The organism is Prevotella disiens, assembly GCF_900454955.1.
Lineage (GTDB): Bacteria > Bacteroidota > Bacteroidia > Bacteroidales > Bacteroidaceae > Prevotella > Prevotella disiens.
Genome location: NZ_UGTL01000001.1, coordinates 1,266,799 through 1,289,978, shown reverse-complemented (window position 1 = coordinate 1,289,978; position 23,180 = coordinate 1,266,799). Strand labels below are relative to the sequence as shown.

19 protein-coding genes are annotated in these 23,180 nt (G+C 37.3%); 5 read left to right on the top strand and 14 right to left on the bottom strand.

Annotation, left to right across the window (positions count from 1 at the left end; all coding sequences use genetic code 11):
• Positions 1-182: 182 nt before the first annotated feature.
• From htpG to DYI03_RS05685, 5 genes are all read right to left on the bottom strand, one after another.
• Positions 183-2,237: a molecular chaperone HtpG gene (htpG, locus tag DYI03_RS05705; protein WP_004357283.1), complete on the bottom strand. Its 2,055-nt coding sequence runs from the start codon at positions 2,235-2,237 to the stop codon at positions 183-185.
• A 469-nt stretch (positions 2,238-2,706) separates the two neighbouring features.
• Complete coding sequence (locus tag DYI03_RS05700) at positions 2,707-4,275, bottom strand: peptide chain release factor 3 (RefSeq protein ID WP_021670055.1); 1,569 nt, start codon at positions 4,273-4,275, stop codon at positions 2,707-2,709.
• Positions 4,276-4,310: 35 nt separating this feature from the next.
• The gene (gene rfbD, locus DYI03_RS05695; RefSeq protein WP_004357112.1) at positions 4,311-5,195 is read right to left on the bottom strand and encodes a dTDP-4-dehydrorhamnose reductase; all 885 of its coding nucleotides are present in this window, start codon (positions 5,193-5,195) and stop codon (positions 4,311-4,313) included.
• A gap of 30 nt (positions 5,196-5,225) precedes the next feature.
• Positions 5,226-5,831: a DUF4924 family protein gene (locus tag DYI03_RS05690; protein WP_004357245.1), complete on the bottom strand. Its 606-nt coding sequence runs from the start codon at positions 5,829-5,831 to the stop codon at positions 5,226-5,228.
• A 4-nt stretch (positions 5,832-5,835) separates the two neighbouring features.
• Positions 5,836-6,516 carry a LysE family translocator gene (locus tag DYI03_RS05685; protein ID WP_004357487.1) on the bottom strand — a complete coding sequence of 227 codons (681 nt, stop codon included), beginning with the start codon at positions 6,514-6,516 and terminating at the stop codon, positions 5,836-5,838.
• 117 nt (positions 6,517-6,633) lie between these two features.
• On the opposite strand from DYI03_RS05685, the gene DYI03_RS05680 reads away from it, so the two are divergent.
• From DYI03_RS05680 to DYI03_RS05660, 5 genes are all read left to right on the top strand, one after another.
• Positions 6,634-7,611, top strand: a complete 978-nt coding sequence (locus DYI03_RS05680; protein ID WP_004357593.1) for an ROK family protein — start codon at positions 6,634-6,636, stop codon at positions 7,609-7,611.
• Between the two features lie 232 nt (positions 7,612-7,843).
• On the top strand, positions 7,844-8,413 hold the full coding sequence (locus tag DYI03_RS05675; RefSeq protein ID WP_004357157.1) for an L-threonylcarbamoyladenylate synthase: 570 nt from the start codon (positions 7,844-7,846) through the stop codon (positions 8,411-8,413).
• Positions 8,414-8,476: 63 nt separating this feature from the next.
• A complete protein-coding gene (locus DYI03_RS05670) occupies positions 8,477-10,273 on the top strand; it encodes a chloride channel protein (protein ID WP_021670057.1) in 1,797 nt (598 codons plus the stop codon).
• A gap of 64 nt (positions 10,274-10,337) precedes the next feature.
• Positions 10,338-11,360, top strand: coding sequence for a methionyl-tRNA formyltransferase (fmt, locus tag DYI03_RS05665; RefSeq protein ID WP_004357341.1), 1,023 nt, complete (start codon positions 10,338-10,340; stop codon positions 11,358-11,360).
• A gap of 42 nt (positions 11,361-11,402) precedes the next feature.
• Positions 11,403-11,648: a GlsB/YeaQ/YmgE family stress response membrane protein gene (locus DYI03_RS05660; protein WP_004357514.1), complete on the top strand. Its 246-nt coding sequence runs from the start codon at positions 11,403-11,405 to the stop codon at positions 11,646-11,648.
• A gap of 219 nt (positions 11,649-11,867) precedes the next feature.
• Here DYI03_RS05660 and DYI03_RS05655 read toward each other — a convergent pair whose 3' ends face one another.
• From DYI03_RS05655 to pyrF, 9 genes are all read right to left on the bottom strand, one after another.
• Positions 11,868-12,362, bottom strand: a complete 495-nt coding sequence (locus tag DYI03_RS05655; protein ID WP_021670059.1) for a hypothetical protein — start codon at positions 12,360-12,362, stop codon at positions 11,868-11,870.
• On the bottom strand, positions 12,359-14,116 hold the full coding sequence (locus DYI03_RS05650; protein ID WP_021670060.1) for an AAA family ATPase: 1,758 nt from the start codon (positions 14,114-14,116) through the stop codon (positions 12,359-12,361). The genes DYI03_RS05655 and DYI03_RS05650 overlap by 4 nt, the downstream gene beginning before the upstream one ends.
• Complete coding sequence (locus DYI03_RS05645; RefSeq protein ID WP_021670061.1) at positions 14,116-16,662, bottom strand: transglycosylase domain-containing protein; 2,547 nt, start codon at positions 16,660-16,662, stop codon at positions 14,116-14,118. Before DYI03_RS05645 ends, DYI03_RS05650 begins: the two co-directional genes overlap by 1 nt.
• 66 nt (positions 16,663-16,728) lie before the next feature.
• Complete coding sequence (miaA, locus tag DYI03_RS05640; RefSeq protein ID WP_025064436.1) at positions 16,729-17,628, bottom strand: tRNA (adenosine(37)-N6)-dimethylallyltransferase MiaA; 900 nt, start codon at positions 17,626-17,628, stop codon at positions 16,729-16,731.
• Positions 17,629-17,637: 9 nt separating this feature from the next.
• Positions 17,638-18,408 carry an acyl-ACP--UDP-N-acetylglucosamine O-acyltransferase gene (gene lpxA / locus DYI03_RS05635; RefSeq protein WP_021670062.1) on the bottom strand — a complete coding sequence of 257 codons (771 nt, stop codon included), beginning with the start codon at positions 18,406-18,408 and terminating at the stop codon, positions 17,638-17,640.
• Positions 18,409-18,415: 7 nt separating this feature from the next.
• Positions 18,416-19,804 (bottom strand): bifunctional UDP-3-O-[3-hydroxymyristoyl] N-acetylglucosamine deacetylase/3-hydroxyacyl-ACP dehydratase, encoded by a 1,389-nt coding sequence (locus tag DYI03_RS05630; protein ID WP_004357481.1) that lies wholly within the window; start codon positions 19,802-19,804, stop codon positions 18,416-18,418.
• 5 nt (positions 19,805-19,809) lie between these two features.
• A complete protein-coding gene (lpxD, locus tag DYI03_RS05625; RefSeq protein ID WP_021670063.1) occupies positions 19,810-20,850 on the bottom strand; it encodes a UDP-3-O-(3-hydroxymyristoyl)glucosamine N-acyltransferase in 1,041 nt (346 codons plus the stop codon).
• Positions 20,851-20,899: 49 nt separating this feature from the next.
• Positions 20,900-22,120, bottom strand: a complete 1,221-nt coding sequence (locus DYI03_RS05620) for an HD domain-containing protein (protein ID WP_021670064.1) — start codon at positions 22,118-22,120, stop codon at positions 20,900-20,902.
• A 23-nt stretch (positions 22,121-22,143) separates the two neighbouring features.
• A complete protein-coding gene (gene pyrF, locus DYI03_RS05615; RefSeq protein WP_004357286.1) occupies positions 22,144-22,965 on the bottom strand; it encodes an orotidine-5'-phosphate decarboxylase in 822 nt (273 codons plus the stop codon).
• Between the last annotated feature and the right edge of the window lie 215 nt (positions 22,966-23,180).

Here is a 23,180-nt window from a genome sequence, read left to right as displayed (position 1 = left end):
GAAATTAATATGGAATAGGGAAAAGGTAGGGAGTTAAAGGGAGTTAAGGAAAATAGTTTTAGAAGAAGTAAAAGAAAACTTTACAACAACGAAGAAACGCAAAGTTGGAGCATGTTTAGAAAATAATTAAGGGGAAATTTTTGTGAAAATTTCCCCTTTACGATGCTATATTGATTCGTTTTTTACTTGATTAAATCAACTGAACGCTTGATAAATTTGTCTAACGCAGCACCTTTCAACATGCCGTTTTGCAACAAAGCAAGGTCGATAAGTTGGTGGATAGAATCGTTACCTTTAGCATATTCAGCAATGATTTCGTTCTTCTGCTTGCGCTGTTCACCGAGTTTGTCCTCCGTACCTTTAAGGTCGTCCTTCTCTTCTTGCGTAATTTCTTCTGCCTTTTTCTTGCCTTGTTCCTGACGAAGTATTGTCTCACGAGCTTGCAAACCCTTTATTTCACTAAGAATAGGCTTCAAGGCTTCGGCTGTATTGGCACTGCCCTCTTCGAGAATACGCTTCACAAGAGCGTGGTCAGAGTTCAATACGAGGGTGTAATTGTCAGGCATTTGTGCATAGAAACCCATACCTTGTTGATACTGGCTCATTTCCTTCATACGGCGCATGTACTCGTTTTGTGTAACGATAACTGGCTGTGCCGTTTCGCCCATGGCTTCAATTTCAACCATAAATTGTGCCTTTTCCATTTGAGGCATTTGCGATTGGAACGCTTCAGAGAGAATATCACGTTCGTTGTCGGAAAGTTTTTGCTCTGGTTTATCGTCCTTGGCAATGATGCGGTCAATGACATCAGAATCGACACGCACAAAACGTGACTTTTCAAACTTTTGTTCCAACATAGAAACGGCTGGAACATCGAGTTGTCCGTCAGCCAAAATGACAGAATAGCCCTTTGCCTTGGCTGCTTCGATGTATGAGAATTGCTCCTCTTTGTCGTTGGCGTAAAGGTAAATAAGATTACCTTCCTTGTCGGTTTGGTTGTCCTTAATAAGGGTCTTATACTCTTCGTAAGTGAAGTTCTTACCATCTACATCGGTCAAGAAAGAGAAATCCTTGGCACGGTCGTAAAAATCAGGTTGCGAAAGCATACCATAGTTCACGAAAAGCTTCAAGTCAGCCCATTTTTCTTCATACTCCTTGCGGTTTTCCTTGAAGATACTGTTCAAACGGTCGGCAACTTTCTTGGTAATATAGCTTGAAATTTTCTTTACATTCGCATCGCTCTGCAAGTAGCTACGACTAACATTCAAAGGAATATCTGGTGAATCTATCACACCGTGAAGCAATGTAAGGAACTCTGGCACAATGCCTTCCACTTGGTCGGTAACAAACACTTGGTTACAGAACAACTGTATTTTGTTGCGTTGCAATTCGATGTTGTTCTTCACACGTGGGAAATAAAGAATACCTGTAAGATTGAATGGATAATCAACATTGAGGTGAATCCAGAACAAAGGTTCGTCGTTCATTGGGAAGAGCGTACGATAGAAACTCTTATAATCCTCGTCTTTCAAACCCGATGGAGTCTTTGCCCACAATGGTTCTACATTATTAATAATGTTATCTTCATCGGTATCCTCCATTTTTCCGTCTTTCCATTCAGAGCGTTTACCAAAGACAACAGGCACAGACATGAATTTGCAGTATTTATTAAGCAAACCTTCTATCTTTTGTTTCTCAAGAAATTCTTTGCAATCGTCGTCAATATAGAGTACGATGTCAGAGCCACGACCTTCTTTTTCCACCTCTTCGAGTGAAAATTCTGGGCTGCCATCGCAACTCCATTTCACCGCTTGCGCACCTTCACGATAGCTCTTTGTGATGATTTCCACCTTCTTAGCCACCATGAACGAAGAGTAGAAACCAAGTCCAAAATGACCAATGATGGCTTCTGCCTTATCCTTATATTTATCCAAGAAATCGGTAACACCCGAAAATGCAATTTGATTGATATATTTTTCGATTTCTTCAGCCGTCATACCAATACCATTGTCGCTAATGGTAAGTGTCCCAGCCTTTTCATCGAGTTTCACATTCACCTTAAGGTCATTAGTTTCGCCTTTAAACTCGCCTGTTGTAGCAAGAGTACGCAACTTTTGTGTAGCATCAACAGCATTCGAAACCATTTCACGAAGGAATATTTCGTGGTCAGAATAAAGAAATTTTTTGATGACAGGAAAAATGTTCTCTGTCGTTACGCCTATTTTACCTTTTTGCATAATTGTATTTGTTTTATTATTTTCTGTCTGCTTTTATAATTACAAATACTATGCCAACTTAAATAAATTCACTAAAATCTTTCTATGATAAACAAATTGGCACGAATAGAAGGTAGTGGCAGTAGGCTTTTGGGACAGAAGAGGCAGGATAGGCGCACTCAATTCCAACTCACCATGTTTATAATCTAAAGAAAAGAGACTGTTTAGAAACTCAAAACAGCCTGTTTTGAACCTAAAAATAGCCTATTCTGAAATTCAAAGCAACAGTTGAAGAGGAACATTGCAATGATTCGATTTTTCAATGCACTTTCACTTCAACAATAAAAAAGGAAAACTACAATATCTATTAACGTAAGACCAAGGGAGAAGGTTGGAGATAAATCCACTCCTCTGAGTGCTTTTGTCAATATGTATTGTAGTCTTGTACTTGAGAATAGGAAATACCAGTGATAAGAATAGTTCCTATCGGTTAAAACTCACTTGTAAAATGGAACTTTATTTCTTCAAAATCTTGTTGCGCCATGCTCAGTACATAACCAGAGTCGGCTAAGAAAACGTCGCGCCCTTCAATATCTTTTGCTATATATTGGTATTTTCGTTTTTTAAAGTTTTCAAGTGCCTCAGCACTTTCTGCTTCTATCCAACAAGCTTTATGTAAATGAACTGGTTCCCAACGGCATTTTGCATTGTATTCGTGTTCCAAGCGGTACTGAATAACTTCAAACTGCAATTGTCCTACTGTTCCTACGATGCGGCGGTTATTAAATTGATTTACAAATAATTGGGCTACACCTTCATTCATTAATTGTTCCAATCCCTTTTGAAATTGTTTCGCCTTCATTGGGTCATCGTTTTCAATGTATTTAAACAATTCTGGAGAGAAACTTGGCAGACCACGAAAGTGTAATTCTTCGCCTTCTGTCAGTGTATCACCTATTTTAAAGACGCCACCACTATCTGGAAGACCAACAATATCGCCTGGATAAGCCTCAGTTACTGTGCTTTTACGTTGTGCCATAAATTGAGTTGGCGATGAGAAACGCAATGTTTTCCCATTTCTAACGTGTAAATAAGGTTGATTACGTTCAAATTTACCAGAACAAACCTTACAGAACGCAATACAACTGCGGTGGTTAGGGTCGATGTTAGCCGTAATTTTGAAGATAAAACCCGTGAACTTTTGTTCAGTAGGTTCTATGGTTCGTTCCTCTGCTTGTGTAGGTTTTGGACTTGGTGCAATCTTGATAAAGCAGTTAAGAAGTTCTTGAACACCAAAGTTATTTAAAGCAGAACCAAAGAAAACAGGGGCTACTTCAGCCGAGCGATAGGTCTCTTCATTAAATTCTGGGTAGACTCCGTCAACCAATTCAAGTTCTGTGCGCAATTGTTCGGCAAAGTTTTCACCGATTTGAGCATCTAATTCTTCAGAGTCAATCTTCATTTCTATCGTTTCAGTAACACGCTGTTTGTTCGGTGTAAAGAGGTTTAAATTCTGTTCAAATATATTGTAAACTCCCTTAAAGCGTTGTCCTTGTCCGATAGGCCATGATAAAGGACGCACACCAATCTGCAATTCTTCCTCTAATTCGTCAAGCAATTCGAATGGGTCGCGACCTTCTCTATCCATTTTATTGATAAAGATAATTACAGGAGTGTTGCGCATTCGGCAAACTTCCATGAGTTTACGTGTCTGTGTTTCAACACCTTTTGCAGAATCGACAACGATAATAGCCGAATCGACAGCAGTCAAAGTACGGTAGGTATCTTCGGCAAAATCTTGGTGTCCAGGCGTGTCCAAAATATTTACTTTGTAGCCTTCGTAGTCAAACTCCATCACCGAAGTAGAAACTGAGATACCACGTTGTTTCTCTATATCCATCCAGTCGGACGTTGCTGTCTTCTTTATTTTATTACTTTTTACAGCTCCTGCTACTTGGATTTGTCCACCAAAAAGCAAAAATTTCTCGGTTAATGTGGTTTTACCAGCATCAGGGTGAGATATAATTGCAAAAGTTCTTCTGCGTTGTATTTCGTTCATAGAATATCTTTCCGTTTATATTTTACGGGGAATCTTTAATTTTTTTCGTTCAATAAGTTAGCTACGCACTTCTTCAGACTATCAATCCAATAAGGAACAGACGTTCCAAATGTGGTTTTAATCTTTGTCTTGTCAAAAACAGAGTAGGCTGGACGTGTTACGGGTGAGGGAAATTCATTGCTATGGCAAGGTTGAATGTTGCAAGAAGTGTTGCCTGCAAATTCAGCAATAGCCTTAGCGAAGTCGTACCAACTGCAAACACCTTCGTTAGAGAAATGGTAAATACCTGTATTTTCTTCGTATTTTCTGTTTTCAACAATATCAAAAATGGCTTTGGCTAAATCAACTGCGTAGGTAGGAGTGCCACATTGGTCGAAAACAACTTTCAATTCGGGCTTCGTTGCAGTAAGATTCATCATTGTTTTGACAAAGTTCTTACCAAATTCACCATACAACCATGCTGTGCGAACGATAATATATTTACCACCCACTGCCATGATTTTCTCTTCGCCATGCAGTTTTGTCAATCCGTAAACACCAGTTGGTGTGCCTTTTTGGTCTTCCTTGCAAGGGGTATTATAGGGGTCGCCACCAAATACATAGTCGGTACTTACATGTACCAACAAGCCATCTACCTCTTTCATTGCCTTTGCAAGGTTTTCAGGAGCAGTAGCATTGAGCATTTCAACAATATCGCCTGCTGTTTCTGCACCATCAACATTTGTCCATGCGGCACAATTTATGATACATTCAATGTTATTTTCTTTTACCGTACGGCGTACTTCTTCAAGATTTGTAATATCAAGTTTTTGGTAACCTTCGCATACATCAGTAAAGAGATATTGGTCTTTACTTTCTTTTGCTACCACTTGAATTGTGTTGCCTAACATTCCGTTGGCCCCCGTTACTAATATATTCATAATCTTAAATATTTCTTTTCGGTAAAGCGATTAATCTTCGAAAACAAGTCCTTCTGTTTTATCCTTCTGATAATAATCTGCCAACATGCCAATAAGGGTTGAAATTTCCTTTACTGCCACGTTGGTTTCTTGACTTATTTCCTTCTTTTGCAAACGCAGCATCATTACGCCATAAAGCACATCAAAGCAAGTTTCTATTTCGCTATGACCAAGATTTGCAGCAATTTCCTTTAAATTTTCTTCGTTCTTTCGTGCCATTCTATCAGCTACTTGCTTAGTCTTCCCTCGTAGTTCCACAATATAAGGAAGCACTCTGTAATATTCTGCTGAATAGAAAGGAAATTTAGAAGAAGCCAAAAGTTCATTATGTAAATCGGTCAAGCCTTGCATCAACACCTTATTTATTTGTAAATGTCCATGTTCACGACAACCTTCTTGGTTCATCATTCTTACTAAGTTTCCGAACCAATCTTCTTCGTCTTCCTTTTGCTCTTCCGTATAATCAAATTTTTCAATGTATTCTTTTCTGATACGAGTGAGCGAGCAACCATAGACACGAATGATGTCTTCCATTTGCCACATATAAAGTAAGTATTCTGCAATACTTTTCTTTCTTAATTCGTTTGCTATAAACATTATTTTAATAATAAGATGGTAGGTGGTAAAGATTAAATACGGTACCAATTAAGATGATAAGCGAAAAAATTATCACTACTGAACCAATAATTCTATTAATGATTAAGATTCCATTCATATTAAAAATATCGTGTATCTTATTGACAAGCCATGTAAGTCCATACCACCACAACAAAGCTCCTATTGGAATGCACAATAATCCTACTCCCATTTCAACAGGACGTGAAGGTTGAATCAAAGCAAATTGTGCAAAAGTTGCCATAAAAAGGAAGATAATCATCGGATTAGAAAACGTTACAAGAAAGGCTGTTAAACCATTATGAAATAGCGTTCCCTTCGTTTTACCACTTTTGTGAAGCTTTTTTGTAGGATTTGACATGAAACAATAAATACCAAAAAGCAACAAAATAATGCTACCAGAAATCTGTAATATAAATTGATTGGCTGGGTTTTGTAATGGTTCCATGATGAAACTCATTCCCAATCCAACGATTAAAGCGTAAATCGTATCACTAATTGCAGCACCAACTCCTGTGATAAATCCATACCAACGTCCTTTATTTAAAGTACGCTGAATACACAAAATACCTACTGGTCCCATTGGCGCAGAGGCTATAATACCTATTAAGATACCTTTGAAAATAAAATCAAGGATATCTAATTGAATTGGAAAAGGTATGGTCATAATCGTCTGCAAAATTGCAAAAATTATATGGAATAAGCAAATTTAGCCACTAAAAGTTTGCAGTATTATGCTTTTTTCCTATCTTTGTGAGTACAATTTAAACTAAAAATATTTTTAATGGACGCACAAGAACAAAAGCCATTCGTTATAGGATTGGATTTAGGAGGTACAAATTCTGTTTTCGGAATAGTAGACCAACGAGGTCAAGTATTAGCTACAAATGCGATAAAAACGCAAAGTTATAAGACCGTTGAAGATTTCGTAGATGCTGGTATTGAAGTTTTGAAACCAATTATAGCCAAAGTGGGAGGAATTTCACAAATAAAGGCTATGGGAATTGGCGCACCAAATGGTAATTTTTATCGTGGAACTATCGAATATGCACCTAATTTGGTATGGGCTCACGAGGGTGTAGTACCTTTGGCTAAAATGTTTTCAGACCGTTTAGGTATACCTGTTGGACTTACAAATGATGCGAATGCAGCTGCTATTGGCGAAATGCAATATGGTGTGGCTCGTGGTATGAAGAATTTTATTATGATAACACTTGGCACAGGCGTGGGTTCAGGCATTGTCATTAATGGTCAAATGGTATATGGTGTTGATGGTTTTGCGGGCGAATTAGGTCATGTAACCATGGTTCGTGGCAACGAAGGACGTCTTTGCGGCTGTGGTAGAAAAGGTTGTTTAGAGGCTTATTGCTCTGCAACAGGTGTTGCTCGTACCGCTCGTGAACTACTTGAAACATCATCAGAACCTTCACTTTTGCGCGAAATGAATCCTGAAGAAATTACTTCTTTAGACGTTTCCATTGCTGCTGGTAAAGGAGATAAGTTGGCTTTAGATATTTTCAACTTTACAGGCGATATGATAGGTGCTGCTTGTGCCGACTTTGCAAGTTTCTCTTCACCTGAAGCGTTTGTATTCTTTGGTGGATTAACCAAGGCTGGCGATTTACTTATGAACCCAATTATTGCTGCTTATGACAAATATGTTATGCCTGTATTTAAAGGTAAAGCCAAATTTTTAGTAAGTTCTCTCGATGATGCTTCCGCAGCTGTCTTAGGTGCTTCGGCAATTGGTTGGGAAATGTAATACATACACGTAAGGTAAAGCTACACTTGGCAAGTCAAAAATAGACTTTCTTTGCCCTGCTGGCAATATCTTTACATAAAAGAAACCGCTATCAAAAGGAGAAATGGTAGCGGTTTTTCTTATTTTTCTTATTTTGTTTCATGCTCTATAATATTATTTTTATTCTATATACTTGCCCAATTGCTTTTTTTATTCTAACTTTGTATTCCTATATGATTGAAAAAAGATTAAGATGACACAACAAGAAGATATTAAAAAGGCGGTCGAAGTTATGCGCAAGGGTGGGGTAATACTTTATCCAACTGATACCGTATGGGGTATAGGCTGTGATGCAACTAATGCCGAAGCTGTTGCAAAGGTTTATGAAATAAAACACAGAGATGATTCTAAGGCTTTGGTATGTTTGGTTGATTCGCAAGATCGCCTTCAACGTTACGTTCGGAATGTCCCTGATGTAGCATGGCAACTCATGGAAGCTGTGGTGAAACCTACTACCATAATTTTGGATAATGCGGTAAATCTTGCATCAAATTTGGTTGCAGAAGATGGCTCTATTGGTATGCGTATTACAAACGAGCCTTTTTCTAAGGAACTTTGTTTCCGTTTTCAAAAAGCGATTGTTAGTACATCGGCAAATATAAGTGGCGAACCTGCTGCACAAAACTATCCTGATATTTCTGAAGAAATACTCAATGCAGTAGACTATGTTTGTATGTCACGCCGACAAGAGCATAAACCTCACCAACCTTCTACCATTATAAAAGTTGGCGAATCGGGTGAAATAACTATTATTAGAAAATAATTACTATAAATCTAAAAAATAATTTGCCACAAATTGTTTTATCAACAAGCGTGGTTATTGAAAATGACAAACGAAACTGACAATAATATCATTTCCACCATAGACAATTGGCGTAAGGCGCATGTGTCCGACCGACAATTTGTACTTGTGTTGGCTTTCATTGTAGGTTTTTTAGCTGCGTTGGCAGCTTATATTCTGCATCTTATCATTGGAGAAATTCAAACATTAATAACATCAGGATTCCGCATGATGACCATCAACTGGTTGTATTTGCTTTACCCTGTTATTGGTATTTGGCTTACAAGTTTGTTCGTTAAATATGTTGTTCGCGACAATATTTCACATGGCATCACACGAGTTTTGTATGCTATTTCTACCAAACGCTCAGAATTAAAAGCCCATAACACTTGGAGCTCTATTGTTGCTTCTGCAATTACTATTGGTTTTGGTGGGTCTGTGGGAGCTGAAGCGCCGATTGTTTTAACTGGTTCTGCCATAGGAAGTAACTTGGGTAGACTCTTTAAAATGGATAGACGCACCCTCATGTTATTGGTAGGTTGTGGAGCAACAGCTGCTGTGTCAGGTATTTTTAAAGCACCGATTGCAGGTCTTGTATTTACTTTGGAAATATTGATGGTGGATTTAACCATGGCAGCCTTATTGCCAATCCTTATTTCCTCTGTTACTGCAACTTGCTTTTCTTATTTCTTTACAGGTGGGGAATCTATGTACGACTTTAAAATGGACTATTTTTGGAGTTTAAGTCGTGTACCGCCTACCATTCTTTTGGGTATTGGTTGTGGTTTTCTCTCGCTTTATTTTATGCGTATCATGTCGTGGTGCGAAAACAAATATGCAGGACTTTCCGCTCACCCTTTCTTGAAATTATTTGCAGGCGGAATCGTTTTATCCTCACTTATTTTTGTTTTTCCTTCGCTTTATGGTGAAGGCTATAACAGTTTGCGCATCTTTATTGAAAGTAATACCGAAACTGATTGGAATCAAGTTATGCATGGTTCTATGTTTGCTGGTCATACTGAATTCTTACTACTCTACGTTGGTCTTGTCGGACTGACTAAAGTTTTCGCCACAAGTGCGACAAATGGTGCTGGCGGTTGTGGTGGTACGTTTGCTCCGTCTTTGTTCATTGGCGGTTTTGCAGGTTTCTTCTTTGCTCGCTTTTGGAATGTTCAGGAAATTGGTCAATACATTCCTGAAAAGAATTTCACACTCTATGGCATGGCAGCAGTGATGGCAGCAGTGATGCACGCCCCCCTTACAGGAGTATTTTTGATTGCTGAATTGACGGGTGGATACCAACTTTTCATTCCGCTGATTATCGTTACCATTAGTTCTTACCTTACAATAAATATATTTGAACAACATAGTATTTACGCTGTTCGATTGGCTCGACAAGGAAAATTATTGACCCACCACACCGATAAAGCTGTGATGACGATGATGAACATGCAAAAGATTATCGATCGTGACTATACTTCGGTTGAACCAACAATGGAAATGGGTAAGTTGGTTCATGCGATTAGTTCAAGCCGAAACAATTATATCCCAGTGTTGAATGATAACGGAAACTTGTTAGGCGAAATTGATATTACGAAGTTGCGCCACATTATTTTCCGCTCAGAATTGTATCATCGTTTCCAAGTCTATCAGATTATGACTCAACCACCTGCTGTATTGGGGGTGAACGACCCAATGGAAAGTGTGATGAAGATTTTTGAAAAGACGGAGGCACAAATGCTTCCTGTTATCGAACCCGATGGACATTTTATTGGTTATATCTCTCGTGCAAGACTTTACAATATGTATCGTCAGTTAGTGGCCGATTTTAGCGAAGAATAAATTAGTAATAATGCACCTTACATTCGTGAGGTTTAAGACATTAAGGATAAAGAAAGAAAAAGATATGGATAAGAAAGATATACGCATTGTCTTTATGGGAACACCAGAGTTTGCTGTCGAATCGCTGAAAGCGTTGGTTGAAGGCGGCTACAATGTGGTGGCAGTTGTTACACAACCTGACAAACCCGTAGGACGGCATCAAGATACATTACAAGCTCCAGCCGTAAAAGTTTACGCAGAGTCAGTAGGTTTGCCCGTATTGCAACCTATTAAGATGAAAGATGCCGACTTTTTAGCTCAGTTGAAAAGCTATCATGCAGATTTGCAAGTAGTTGTCGCTTTCCGTATGTTGCCACAAGAAGTGTGGGATATGCCTCGCTTTGGAACTTTCAATGTGCATGCTGCCTTGTTACCACAGTATCGTGGTGCTGCCCCTATTAATTGGGCGGTGATAAATGGAGAAACAGAAACAGGAGTTACAACCTTTTTCCTTGACAAGAATATTGATACTGGTAGAATCATTCAACGCAAACATTTTCCTATTCCTGACCATGCGAATGCAGAATATGTTTACGATGGCTTGATGAAATTAGGGGCTGTTTTAGCAACCGAAACAATAGATTTTCTTGCTCAAAACCTATTGTTTGACATGAGCAAAGAGGAATTGACAACTGCCATAGAAAGTTTTACAGAAATACAAAATGATAGCTGCGAACTCCATGATGCACCGAAAATATTCAAAGAAACGTGCAAAATTAATTGGCAGCAACCATCAAAAGACATTTATAACTTTGTTCGTGGGTTGTCTCCTTATCCTGGCGCATGGTCAAATATGGTGGCAATCAATAACGAAATGAAGGAAAAAGGCAAGATGGTGATGAAAGTCTTCGAAACTGCTAAAACCGATATGCCGTCAAAGGGCGAGTCTGGAACGTTTATTGTGGAAGGTAAATCGCTCTATATCAATACTGCTGATAGATTGTTAGAAATAAAGGAATTACAATTATCTGGTAAGAAGAGAATAGATAGCCGTTCGTTTTTGAATGGTTTTCAACAAATAGAAAATTATAAATTGCTTAGCGAATAAAATAAAGCTAAGCTTACTATTCATATTTAAAGTAAAACGATTATGGGATTAATAGGAACACTCATCGTGGGTGCATTAGCAGGTTGGTTAGCAGGCTTCTTTATTGATAAGAAGAAAAACGGTTGTTTTTGGAATATGCTAATTGGTATCATTGGTGGTTTCATTGGTGGTAACGTTCTTTCATGGGTTAATATTGATTGGGGAGGGGGCTTTTGGGGCTCACTCGGTACAGCTTTAGTCGGTTCAATTATTTTCCTTTGGATTTGGAAACTGATTTCCGATAAATAATCGGAGATGAATTATACACTTTTAAAAGGGGGCGTGCTAATGAAACATGCCCCTTTTATAATGCAAATAAGGTAAGGCTGCTGTAAGTATATTGCACCATAAAGGCAAATTCCAATTCAATTTTATTTTGAGTGCTTTAACGATAATAGTGTAATCATTTCAACGATGACAGTGCTATCACTTCATTGATGACAATGTTTAAGTTTTAAAGAGAAAATATTATTTGACTTTTACCAAGTCGGAATTGAGATGACTAACAAGAATTTGCATACTACCTTTGGTAAATGCAACGCTGTAAAGTCCGCCATTTTTATCTTTGCGCTTGAACATGAAGTTATCTTGATTTATTTTCCAGCAAGTATCTTTCATTGCTGTAGCTTCTATCATAGCGTAAAATTGCTGGTTAGGAATGGTGTCAAAGTTAAGAATTGCTGAATAATTACCACCAACCACGCTTTCTTCGTCGTATGCAATGCTGATAGAGTCGGGGATAATCGGATTTTCTTTGATTATTTTATATTTTGGAAACTTTAAGTTGGTGATATAAGCCAAGTTTATTTCCACTGTCGTATCGTTTATTTCAGGTGCAAAGGCAGCTGAAGGCACAGTATCCTTTAGCGATTTCGGTGCGTTTGTCCCATTGTTGCAAGCTACAAAAAGGAGAATAATGACGCATAAAGTAGATAGAATGTAAATTATCTTATGTGTTCTCATTTTCTATTAATCTTTTTCTTTGTTGATTTTAAACGTTTTACAGCAATAGGATTTTCAGGATAAAGTTCTAAAGCCTTATTGTAATTGTTGATAGCAGCCTCATACATTGCTTCAGCTTCGCATTCTTTTGCCATGAAAACATATTCGGTTGATAAACGTTTTAGCATTTCTTCTTGCTTTCTTCTTGCTTCTATCAACGCTTTGTTTTCATCTTTTAATTGATTGATAATGGAGAGCTTTCGCCTTATAAGCCGCTTTGCCACAGGCTTTTCTATGTCGTAACGACTATGAATAGCCAAAAAGAATTTGTCTAAAAAGGTTTGAAAATCTCCGTTATTAAAGGCTTGTGTTGCTTCAAAATATTCTCTATCAGCCTTACTCTGCATAAGTGCTGTGCGCAAAATGTTATTGTCGTTGAAATGTTTCGCAAAGTTTACGACCTCAGCTTTCACAAAAATATCCTTCTGTTCAATAGGCTGACGGAGCGTGATACCATCTAAACTCGTGCAGCGAGAGAGGGCAACGTAAGTTTGTCCGCCTGCAAAAACGCCACCTGTAAAATCAATATCAACATTCTTGAAGGTGAGTCCTTGACTTTTATGAACCGTGATAGCCCATGCTAACTTGATAGGATATTGTGTGAAAGTACCGATTTGTTCTTCTTCTATCTTCTGTTCTTTCTCGTTAAAAGTGTAGCGTATGTTCTCCCAAAGTTCTTGCTGTACTTGCAAGTCTTCTCCGTCCTCCGTTTGAATATAGAGAATACCCGCTTCCTCATCAATGCCAATGATAATACCAAGGGTTCCATTAACCCATTGTTTTTCAAAATCATTTTTGACAAACATTACATGCGCTCCCACTTTTAAGGTCAATTCTAACGAAGTAGGGAGGTTGTTCTCTGGAAATTCTCCCGTGATTTTACCTATTAATGTGATATTTTCGCCTTCCAATTTATTGAGTTCTTGGCTATTAATCCATTCAACAGAATCGCGACGAGTAGACAAAATTATCGACAAATCAGAAGCGTTTTCAGCCTCTAACTTTGGAGTTACACGCTCGTTAAGGAGGTGCAAATCATCGTAAGTTGTTTGATTAGTGCGTATGTGGTCAAGAATCGAAATAAAAGAATCGTCCTTTTGGCGATAAACTTTTTTCAGTTCTATGCTCACCAAGGGATAATCTTGAAAGACTTTGGCATCAAAAAAGAACTCGCTTGCATAAAAAGGACTTAACAAACGATGGTCGTCTTCCTTTACAACAGGTTGAAGCTGGTAAACATCACCTACAAAAATCATTTGTTTACCACCAAATGGTTCACGCATATTGCGATTATAAACTCGCAAAATCTTGTCAATGAAATCAATAATATCGGCACGAACCATACTAATTTCATCAATAATAATCATGTCAAGTTCGCGCAACAGCTTGCATTTCTCGCTGTTGTAACGTAAACTTGAACGGATATTACGCGAATTATAACGCGAATCGTTAGGAAGAAAAGGGTGGAAAGGAAGTTTGAAAAAGCTATGTAAAGTAGCTCCACCAGCATTAATAGCCGCTATACCAGTGGGTGCAAGTACTACATACTTTTTCTTTGTAGTAGCCGTAACATATTGAAGAAAAGTAGATTTACCAGTTCCTGCCTTTCCTGTAAGGAAGAGGGAGGTATGAGTAAATTGGATAACTTGGAGTGCTTGTTTAAACTCCTCGCTATCCAATTCTATCTTTGATATATCAATCTTGGTTCTACCCATTATAAGTTAATTTCAATAGGCTGAACTTTTGGCTTGTTTACACGTGGCAATGCCTCATTATGATTATTAGAAGGTTGTTTTTGTTGCTTATGTTTATCTTGCTTTTCCCCTTCTTTTCCATCTTCTTCGGTAGGAATAGGCATACCATTTTCATCTAATTTAATATTCTCAACACCTTCGTTTTCATCATTGTTGCGTTGATTGTCCTCGGCATTGCTATCATAGTGAATTGTATCTGCCTTGTAAGTGCGTTGAACAGTTGACTGGCAATTGTACATGATAGGGTCAATATCTTTATCCGCGTTTGGAAGCCATTTAGCATGATACTTTTGAAAAGCCCTATCGCGCATCAAATCATAAATAAAGCTACCACAGATAGGTAAAGCTGTCTTAGACCCTTGCCCTAACGCTCCAGTTCGGAAGTGAATACTACGATATTCACCACCAACCCAAGCACCAACAACAAGTTTAGGACTTACTGCCATAAACCATGCATCAGAGTGATTGTTTGAAGTCCCCGTCTTTCCTCCCCAATCCGTATCATCAAAGATATATTGTCCTAAAGCACGGCTGGTTCCACTTGGTTCTGTAACACCACCTTTGAGCAATTCTTGCATGAAGAACGCACTTTGATAATTCAATGCTTGCTTGCCGTCATGTGGTGCAACATATACTTCATTACCTTTCGAATCAAGAATCTTTGTAACCACTACAGGGTCAATTTGTTCACCATCATTGGCAACAGTACAATAAGCATTTACCATTTCAAGCAAGTTTACATCACTTGAACCTAAAGCCAATGAAGGTTCGTCCTCAAGTGGACTCTTTATACCCATATCTTGGGCAGTGCGAATGATATTTTTGATGCCCATTTCTTGTCCTAAACGAACTGCAATAGTATTAACACTTCGAGCAAAGCCAGCTTTTAAGGTAATCGAATCGCCTGAATAAGAACCATTTGCATTGCGTGGTGTCCATGTTTTCACAATTCCTGTTTTCTTATCGGGGACTTGCATGCTAATATATTCGTCACGTCGTTTATCGCAAGGGGCTAAACCTTGGTTCATAGCTTCAGCATAAACGAAAAGTTTAAAGGTTGAACCTGGTTGGCGTTCGGCAACAGCTTTATCGTATTTCCATGTTTTAAAGTCAATATCGCCAACCCAAGCCTTTACTGCACCCGTCTGTGGTTCCATAGCCACCATTGAACAGTGCATAAATTTCACCATATAACGGATAGAATCCATTGAGGATATTTCCTTTTCAATGTATCCCTTGTCGTAATCAAATAACCTTACTTTGTGTGGCTTGTTCAGATAATAAAGCACACTATCGGGTTGATTAGGATATTTTTGAACCAGTTTTTTATAGAATGGTTGGCGTTCGGCAATACCTTCAATGAAGCCAGGAACTAAGTTGCCATCTTCGTTGCGCCAAGGGTCTTGTCCGCTCCAGTGTCTGTCAAACTCTTGTTGTATTCTACGCATTTGTTTTTTTGCAGCTTCTTCTGCATATTTTTGCATGCGCGTATCAATGGTAGTGTATATTTTTAAACCACTACTATATAAATCGTAATCGTTGTCTTTAGTCCAATCTTTCAAATAGTCAGCAACATATTCGCGGAAATATTGAGCTTGTCCGTCATAGTTTTCTTCCAAATGAACATCAAGTTTCATTGGCTTCTTTGAATATTTATCGTAATCTGCTTGAGTCAAATAGCCATGGGTTACCATGTTGTAAAGCACCGTATTACGACGACCTATCGAATTGCTTGGATTTAAAATTGGATTGTAATAAGTGGTAGCTTTTAACATACCGACTAAAGTTGCGATTTGTTCAGTTGTTAAATGGCTTGGCGTTGTATTAAAATATGCCTTTGCAGCCGTTTTTATTCCGTAGGCATTATTTCCAAAATCAACGGTATTAGCATACATTGTAAGGATTTCGTCTTTCGAATATATTAGTTCTATTTTGTATGCCATAATCCATTCTTTTGCCTTTACAATCAGCATTTTAAGTCCAGGAATATGTCCTAACAATCCTGAATATTCTTTATTACGAATACGGAACATATTTTTGGCAAGTTGCTGGGTCAAAGTAGATGCGCCACGAGCGCCATCTTTCGTTACAGCGTCCTTGATAGCACCACCAATACCCATAAAATCAACACCATGATGACTATAAAAACGTTCGTCTTCAGTACTGATTAATGCCTTCCAAAAAGTTGGATTAACTTCTTCATACTTAACAGGGATACGATTTTCCTTATAATATTTTCCAATTAAAACAGAATCGGCACTGTAAATTTCAGATGCAGCATAGGTTGGAGGAGTCTTGATTTCAGCAAAGCCTGGAGATTTACCAAACAACCAAAGGAAATTCATATCAACTAAACCAAAAAAGATAAATATGGATACAAAGAAAGACACGATACCCAATGCCATTTTTGTGTACCATGTACGCCCTTTATAAAGTTTGATATACCAAGGAAAGAAATTAGCTATTCCATTGATAATTCTTTTAAAAAATTTTATTATACTTTTCATTCAGAAATTTCTTTATTAAATAGACTGTTCGTTTTTTAATTAGACTGCAAAAATACCAAAATGTTTTTAAACGAGGTAAGTATCTATGTAATTTAATATATCTTTAGTTTCATTGGGGTGAAACCAACTGACATCTTTATCACGTTTAAACCAAGTTAGTTGCTTTCGGGCATATTTTCTTGTATTACTTTGTATCTTAAAGATTGCTTCGTCTAAGGTTACCAGACCTTCCAGATATTCAAAAAGTTCTTTGTAACCAACGGTATTCAGTGCATTCAAGTCTCGTTTATCATACACTTTCAATGCTTCTTCAATCATTCCATCAGCAATCATAACGTGGGTGCGAGCATTTATTCTTTCATACAATTCCTCACGCTCACGGTTTAATGCAATTTTTATAATATTAAAAGGGCGGTCTTGTTTAGTATTTGACCGAAAAGAAGTGTAGGTTCTCCCTGTTTGAATACATACTTCTAAGGCATGAAGGACACGACGAGGGTTTTGTTTATCCACTATTTCCCAATGTTTTGGGTCAAGTTTCTTTAGTTCATTGCATAGGGTAGGCAGTCCTTCAGCATCAAGACGTTGCATTAACTCTTTTCTAATTTCATCTTTGATAGTAGGAATATCATCAATACCATTGCAAACGGCATCAATATACATCATCGAACCACCGGAAAGTATAAAATTTGAATTAGAATTTGCATTTAGAAGTTCTAACACTTCTTGCTCAAAAATGCTTGCAGAATAGTATTCATCAATACTTTTGCAAGCCACAAAAAAGTGTTTTACACACGCAAGCTGCTCCTTAGAGGGAGCAGCTGTACCTATGGGTAACTCTTTGTATATCTGTCTTGAATCAGCATTGATAATTGGAATGTTATAATGCTGAGCTATTTCGAGCGTCAAAGCTGTTTTACCAACACCTGTGGGACCTGTCAATACAATTAGATTTTGCTTTTTCAACTGCAAAAATTACTTGATAATACCTCTTTGTGATGCTTGCACAAATTCTATAATATGCTGAATTTCCTTTGTCATTGGCAAAGTATCTTTGATTTTTTGAATATTTTCTTCGCGTGTTCCTTCGCCATACATCAAACGATAAGCATTATGAATTTGGTCGATTTGTTCATTGGTGAATCCCTTTCTGCGTAAGCCGATAATATTAATTCCACAATAACGAATAGGGTCTCTGCCTGCAATAATGTAAGGTGGAATATCTTGCGAGAAACGACTTCCGCCTTGAATCATAACATTGCAACCGATACTACAAAATTGGTGGCAAAGAACAGCGGCAGAAATGATTGCAAAATCTTCAACCACAACCTCACCAGCCAACTTTGTCGAGTTGCCAATGATAGTATTTGAGCCAATAATACAATCGTGGGCAATATGCATGTTCTCCATTAATAGGTTATTATCACCTACAATAGTTGTCCCTTTAGAAGCTGTACCACGAGAAATAGTTACATTTTCTCTGATAGAATTATTATCACCAATTTCACATGTAGTTACTTCGCCTCTGAATTTTAAATCTTGTGGCTTAGTAGAGATACTTGCGCCAGGGAAAAATTCGTTTCCATTACCAATTCTTGCCCCCGTATGAATGGTTACGCTATTTAAAAGTTTATTATTATCGCCTATTATAGTGTTTTCGTCAATATAGCAAAAAGGACCAATAATATTGTTTTCTCCTATCTTTGCGTTTTGATGTACAAAAGCTAATGGACTTATCGTGTTCATATCTTTGTTATTTGTTTTTCACTATTTGCGCTGTAAATGTTGCTTCAGCAACAACTTGGTCGCCAACGAACATATATCCTTTCATGGAACTGATACCATGGCGCAACGGACTTAATAGTTCTACTTGGAACAGCAATGTATCGCCAGGAACAACTTTCTGTCTGAACTTTACATTATCAATTTTCAAGAAATAAGTTGACCATTTTTCAGGTTCTTCAACTTGCGAAAGCACCAATAAACCACCGCATTGTGCTAATGCTTCAATTTGTAATACACCTGGCATTACTGGTTCCTGAGGGAAATGACCTTGGAAAAATGGTTCGTTTGCAGTGATATTTTTAACACCAACAATCATTGTTGCACCCATTGCAATAACTTTATCAACCAATTGCATTGGATAGCGATGAGGAAGAAGTTCACGAATTCTGATATTATCCATGATTGGCTCGTCATTTGGGTCATATATCGGAGCTTGTATCTCATGCTTACGAATATCTTTGCGAATCATTCGTGCAAACTTGTTATTTACAGTATGACCTGGTCGAGTAGCAACAATGCGACCTTTAAGTGGCTTTCCTATTAATGCCATATCGCCAATGATGTCAAGCAGTTTGTGTCTTGTACATTCATTGTCCCAAATCAAAGGTTTATTTTGTATGTAACCAACAGAATTTGCATCCATATGAGGCACTTTTAACAAGTCGGCTAATTGGTCAAGAGTAGATTGGTCTACCTGTTTTTCATAGATTACTATAGCATTATCAAGGTCGCCCCCTTTAATGAGGTTAGCTTGCAATAATGGCATAATATCGCGAACAAATACGAATGTTCTTGCAGGCGCAATATCATTGGCAAATTTGTCAATATTATCTAAAGTAGCAAACTGGCTACTAATGAATTTTGATTCGAAAGAACACATCGCAGTGATAGAGAATTGCTCATCTGGAAGAATTGTTATTACACTTCCATTCGCATCTCTATACTCCATTTTTTTGCGAATAATGTAATAATCTTTTGGTGTAACTTGGTCAACAATGCCGATTTCCTTAATTTTTTCGACATACATTGTTGCTGAGCCATCAAGAATAGGAAATTCAGGACCATTAATTTGAATCAGACAATTATCTATTCCCATTGCATAAAGAGCTGCCATACCGTGTTCTATTGTACTTACACGGGCTTCTCCTTTTGCAATTACTGTACCTCGCTGGGTATCAATAACATTTTCAGCAATAGCATCAATAATGGGTTGTCCATCTAAATCTATTCTTTGTATTTTATAACCAAAATTATCTGGAGCAGGATTGAAAGTAACAGTAAGACTTAAACCTGTGTGTAAGCCTTTTCCAAAGAGGGAAAAACTTCCCTTCAATGTTTTCTGTTTTGTTGTTTCCATATCGTTTATTTATTCTTTTTCAATTCTTCAATTTCCTTTTCTAAAAGGTCTAATTTCTTGTACATCTCTGGTAAACGTTGAAAAATAACTTCTGATTTGAAGTATTTTCTTGGTTCAATTGCAGGACTTCCCATAAGCGATTGGTTATCTTTAAGATTGCTTAAGACACCTGATTGCGCGCCAAGGAACACTTTGTTTCCTACCTTTAAGTGTCCTGAAATTCCTACTTGTCCGCCAAACATGCACCATTCGCCAACCTTTGTTGAGCCTGCGATGCCCACTTGCGCACTCATTACTGTGTTTTCGCCAATATCCGTATTATGAGCAATTTGTACCAAATTATCGAGTTTTACACCTTTTCTGAGATAGGTGCTACCCATTGTTGAACGGTCAATACATGTATTTGCGCCAATTTCAACATTGTCTTCGATTGTAACAATGCCTATTTGTGGTATTTTATCATAACTATTTGTTTTAGGATTTGGTGCAAAACCAAAGCCGTCAGCACCAATAATACTACCAGAATGGCAAACGACATTATTGCCAATTTTACAATCATGGTAAATGCTAACATTTGGATAAATGATGCAATTTTCACCTAAAATAGTGTTATCCATAATGGTAGCATGCGGATAAATCATACTTCCATTGCCAATTTCAACACCATCACCGATATATGCAAACGCTCCAATATAAACGTTTTCGCCAATTTTTGCTTTTGGAGAAATAAATGCCAACGCATCAATGCCTTGCTTTTTAGGCTTCATGCTTTCATAAAGTTGAAGTAATTTTGCTACACAATCGCGAGCATTTTGCACACGAATAATAGTCGTTTTTATTGGCTTATCTATTGTTATGCTTTCATCTACGAGAACGATTGAACATTTTGTTTCGTAAATATATTGTGTGTATTTTGGATTAGCCAAGAAAGTGATTGCACCAGGGATTCCTTCTTCTATCTTTGCAAATGTATTGATAGTGACAGTTTCATCTCCTTCTACGTATCCTTGGATAAATTCTGCTATTTGTTTTGCGCTAAATTCCATTCTGTATAAGATTGTTATTGCTTATTTTTGCAAAGATAAGAAACTTTTATTAGATACGATGATAACAAAAGTAATATTTACAAATTTTTTTAGATAATAATTCCACGTTCAATATTTCTGACGCTTCTGTAATATCTTTCATTGTGCCGTCTTTTGATAAAATACTGATATGGTCTTCATGGATATCGTACATGTCTTTTTGAACGGTATCAATGCTTATCAAGTAGTTACATTCATCTTCTGAAATTTGTAATGCCTTACATATTTTATCTTTGCATGCTTGAATATTTTCGCTTGATATGGGAGTTTCATGTATTTCTACTTTAAATAATTTCCGATTGATGAAATCATCAGCAAGTAGGGATAATATTTTATCTTCATGATTTTTCCATACTTTTATGGCACTCCACAAGTCGCTATCGTCTAAATTTAGATAATGTGCTAAGCATTCTGGTCGTGAATAAAAGTAGTTTGCATCAACATCATTTTCGAGAAAATAAGCCAATGGTTCTGAAGCAAATAGCTTTTGTCCCTGCTTTATGAGTGCTTTTGCTCGTTTTAGCAGATTAATCAGTAGCTTTTCGTATCCAACGGTTGCTTTGTGCAAATATACTTGCCAATACATTAAACGGCGAGAAGTTAGAAAATTCTCTATGGAATAAATTCCTTTAGCATCAACGACTAATTCATCATCAACGACATTCAGCATTTTTATGATGCGTGCAGACCCTATATTTCCTTCCGTTACTCCTGTAAAGAAGCTATCTCGTCGCAGATAATCCAACCTATCCATATCTAACTGACTACTAATAAGTTGGTGAAGAAATTGCTTGGAATATTCGCCTTTAAAGATTTTAATGGCAAGATTAAGTTCGCCATTCATTTCTTTATTCATGGCATTCATCACCATTAAGGAGATTTCTTCATGGGAAATGCCTTTAAATAAAGTGTTTTCTAAAACATGCGAGAAAGGACCATGCCCAATATCGTGCATCAAAATGGCAGCTTGTACAGCCTCAGCTTCACTATCAAAGATAAAGACTCCTTTCTGTTGTAGGGACAATGTTGCCTCACTCATTAAGTGGAATGCACCTAATGAGTGTTGAAACCTTGTATGTTGTGCGCCTGGATAAACAACTGTTGTTAGCCCTAACTGCTTGATTCGGGTAAGACGTTGCATATAGGGATGGCGAATAATGTTCATTAGAAGTCCTGATGGGATTCTAATAAATCCAAAAACTGGGTCGCTAATAATCTTGCTTTCGCTCATTATCCGTTCCTATAATTTTAGTTTTAAAGTTTTGCTAATTCAATAGCCATTTCTTCTTGCAAGGCTTTGGCTTTTTGAGCGGCAACTTCTGTATAATTTTCTTCACTACTTGCATAAAGAATACCGCGTGAAGAATTGACTAATAAACCGCAATCCTTAGTAATACCGTATTTACATACTTCTTGTAAGCTACCACCTTGTGCACCAACACCTGGTACTAATAGGAAACTCTCTGGCGCTAATTTGCGAATATCAGCAAATAAACTTCCTTGGGTTGCACCTACAACATACATCAAGTTGTTTGGATTGCCCCATTCTTGTGATTTTGTAAGTACACGTTCAAAAAGTCTTAATCCATTTTTATCTTCAAATAATTGGAAATCTTGACTTCCTTTATTGCTGGTCAATGCCAATAAAATAGTCCATTTGCCTTTATATTCTAAAAATGGTTTTACTGAATCTTCGCCCATGTAGGGTGCAATCGTCAATGAATCAACATTGTATTCTTCAAAGAAAGTCTGCGCATACATTTTTGAAGTATTGCCAATATCGCCTCGTTTTGCATCTGCAACAATGAAATGGTTTGGATAGTTCTTCTTTAAATAATCAATAGTTTTCACAAATGCTTGCATACCTTTTAAGCCATAGCACTCATAGAAAGCCAAATTAGGTTTGTAAGCTACGCAGTAAGGAGCAGTTGCATCAATTATAGCTTTATTGAAAGCGTAAATAGGGTCTTCTTCCTTCAATAAAAAATGTGGAACTTTATTTAAGTCGGTATCAAGACCAACGCAAAGAAAAGTTTTCTTTGTAAAGATTTGTTCTACTAATTGTTTTCTATCCATTTCAGTATCAGTATTATTTTGTTTTGCAAGTTTCTAAGTTATATCCTAAATTTTACTTCTCAAGCTTAAACTTAAAGGGATTTTTAAGCTAATTATACCTTCTTGAAAGTCAATGTATTATAAGTAAACCTCTTAAAGCATCTGTTTTAAGCTTCAAAAGTACCTGTTTTGAAGTCCAAAACAGGCTCTTTTAAAAATTTCTACTTAACCTTAAT

Coding starts and splice junctions, on each gene's coding strand:
- htpG (WP_004357283.1), bottom strand. CDS start 2,237: ATGCAAAAAGGTAAAATAGGCGTAACGACAGAGAACATTTTTCCTGTC.
- DYI03_RS05700 (WP_021670055.1), bottom strand. CDS start 4,275: ATGAACGAAATACAACGCAGAAGAACTTTTGCAATTATATCTCACCCT.
- rfbD (WP_004357112.1), bottom strand. CDS start 5,195: ATGAATATATTAGTAACGGGGGCCAACGGAATGTTAGGCAACACAATT.
- DYI03_RS05690 (WP_004357245.1), bottom strand. CDS start 5,831: ATGTTTATAGCAAACGAATTAAGAAAGAAAAGTATTGCAGAATACTTA.
- DYI03_RS05685 (WP_004357487.1), bottom strand. CDS start 6,516: ATGACCATACCTTTTCCAATTCAATTAGATATCCTTGATTTTATTTTC.
- DYI03_RS05680 (WP_004357593.1), top strand. CDS start 6,634: ATGGACGCACAAGAACAAAAGCCATTCGTTATAGGATTGGATTTAGGA.
- DYI03_RS05675 (WP_004357157.1), top strand. CDS start 7,844: ATGACACAACAAGAAGATATTAAAAAGGCGGTCGAAGTTATGCGCAAG.
- DYI03_RS05670 (WP_021670057.1), top strand. CDS start 8,477: ATGACAAACGAAACTGACAATAATATCATTTCCACCATAGACAATTGG.
- fmt (WP_004357341.1), top strand. CDS start 10,338: ATGGATAAGAAAGATATACGCATTGTCTTTATGGGAACACCAGAGTTT.
- DYI03_RS05660 (WP_004357514.1), top strand. CDS start 11,403: ATGGGATTAATAGGAACACTCATCGTGGGTGCATTAGCAGGTTGGTTA.
- DYI03_RS05655 (WP_021670059.1), bottom strand. CDS start 12,362: ATGAGAACACATAAGATAATTTACATTCTATCTACTTTATGCGTCATT.
- DYI03_RS05650 (WP_021670060.1), bottom strand. CDS start 14,116: ATGGGTAGAACCAAGATTGATATATCAAAGATAGAATTGGATAGCGAG.
- DYI03_RS05645 (WP_021670061.1), bottom strand. CDS start 16,662: ATGAAAAGTATAATAAAATTTTTTAAAAGAATTATCAATGGAATAGCT.
- lpxA (WP_021670062.1), bottom strand. CDS start 18,408: ATGAACACGATAAGTCCATTAGCTTTTGTACATCAAAACGCAAAGATA.
- DYI03_RS05630 (WP_004357481.1), bottom strand. CDS start 19,804: ATGGAAACAACAAAACAGAAAACATTGAAGGGAAGTTTTTCCCTCTTT.
- lpxD (WP_021670063.1), bottom strand. CDS start 20,850: ATGGAATTTAGCGCAAAACAAATAGCAGAATTTATCCAAGGATACGTA.
- DYI03_RS05620 (WP_021670064.1), bottom strand. CDS start 22,120: ATGAGCGAAAGCAAGATTATTAGCGACCCAGTTTTTGGATTTATTAGA.
- pyrF (WP_004357286.1), bottom strand. CDS start 22,965: ATGGATAGAAAACAATTAGTAGAACAAATCTTTACAAAGAAAACTTTT.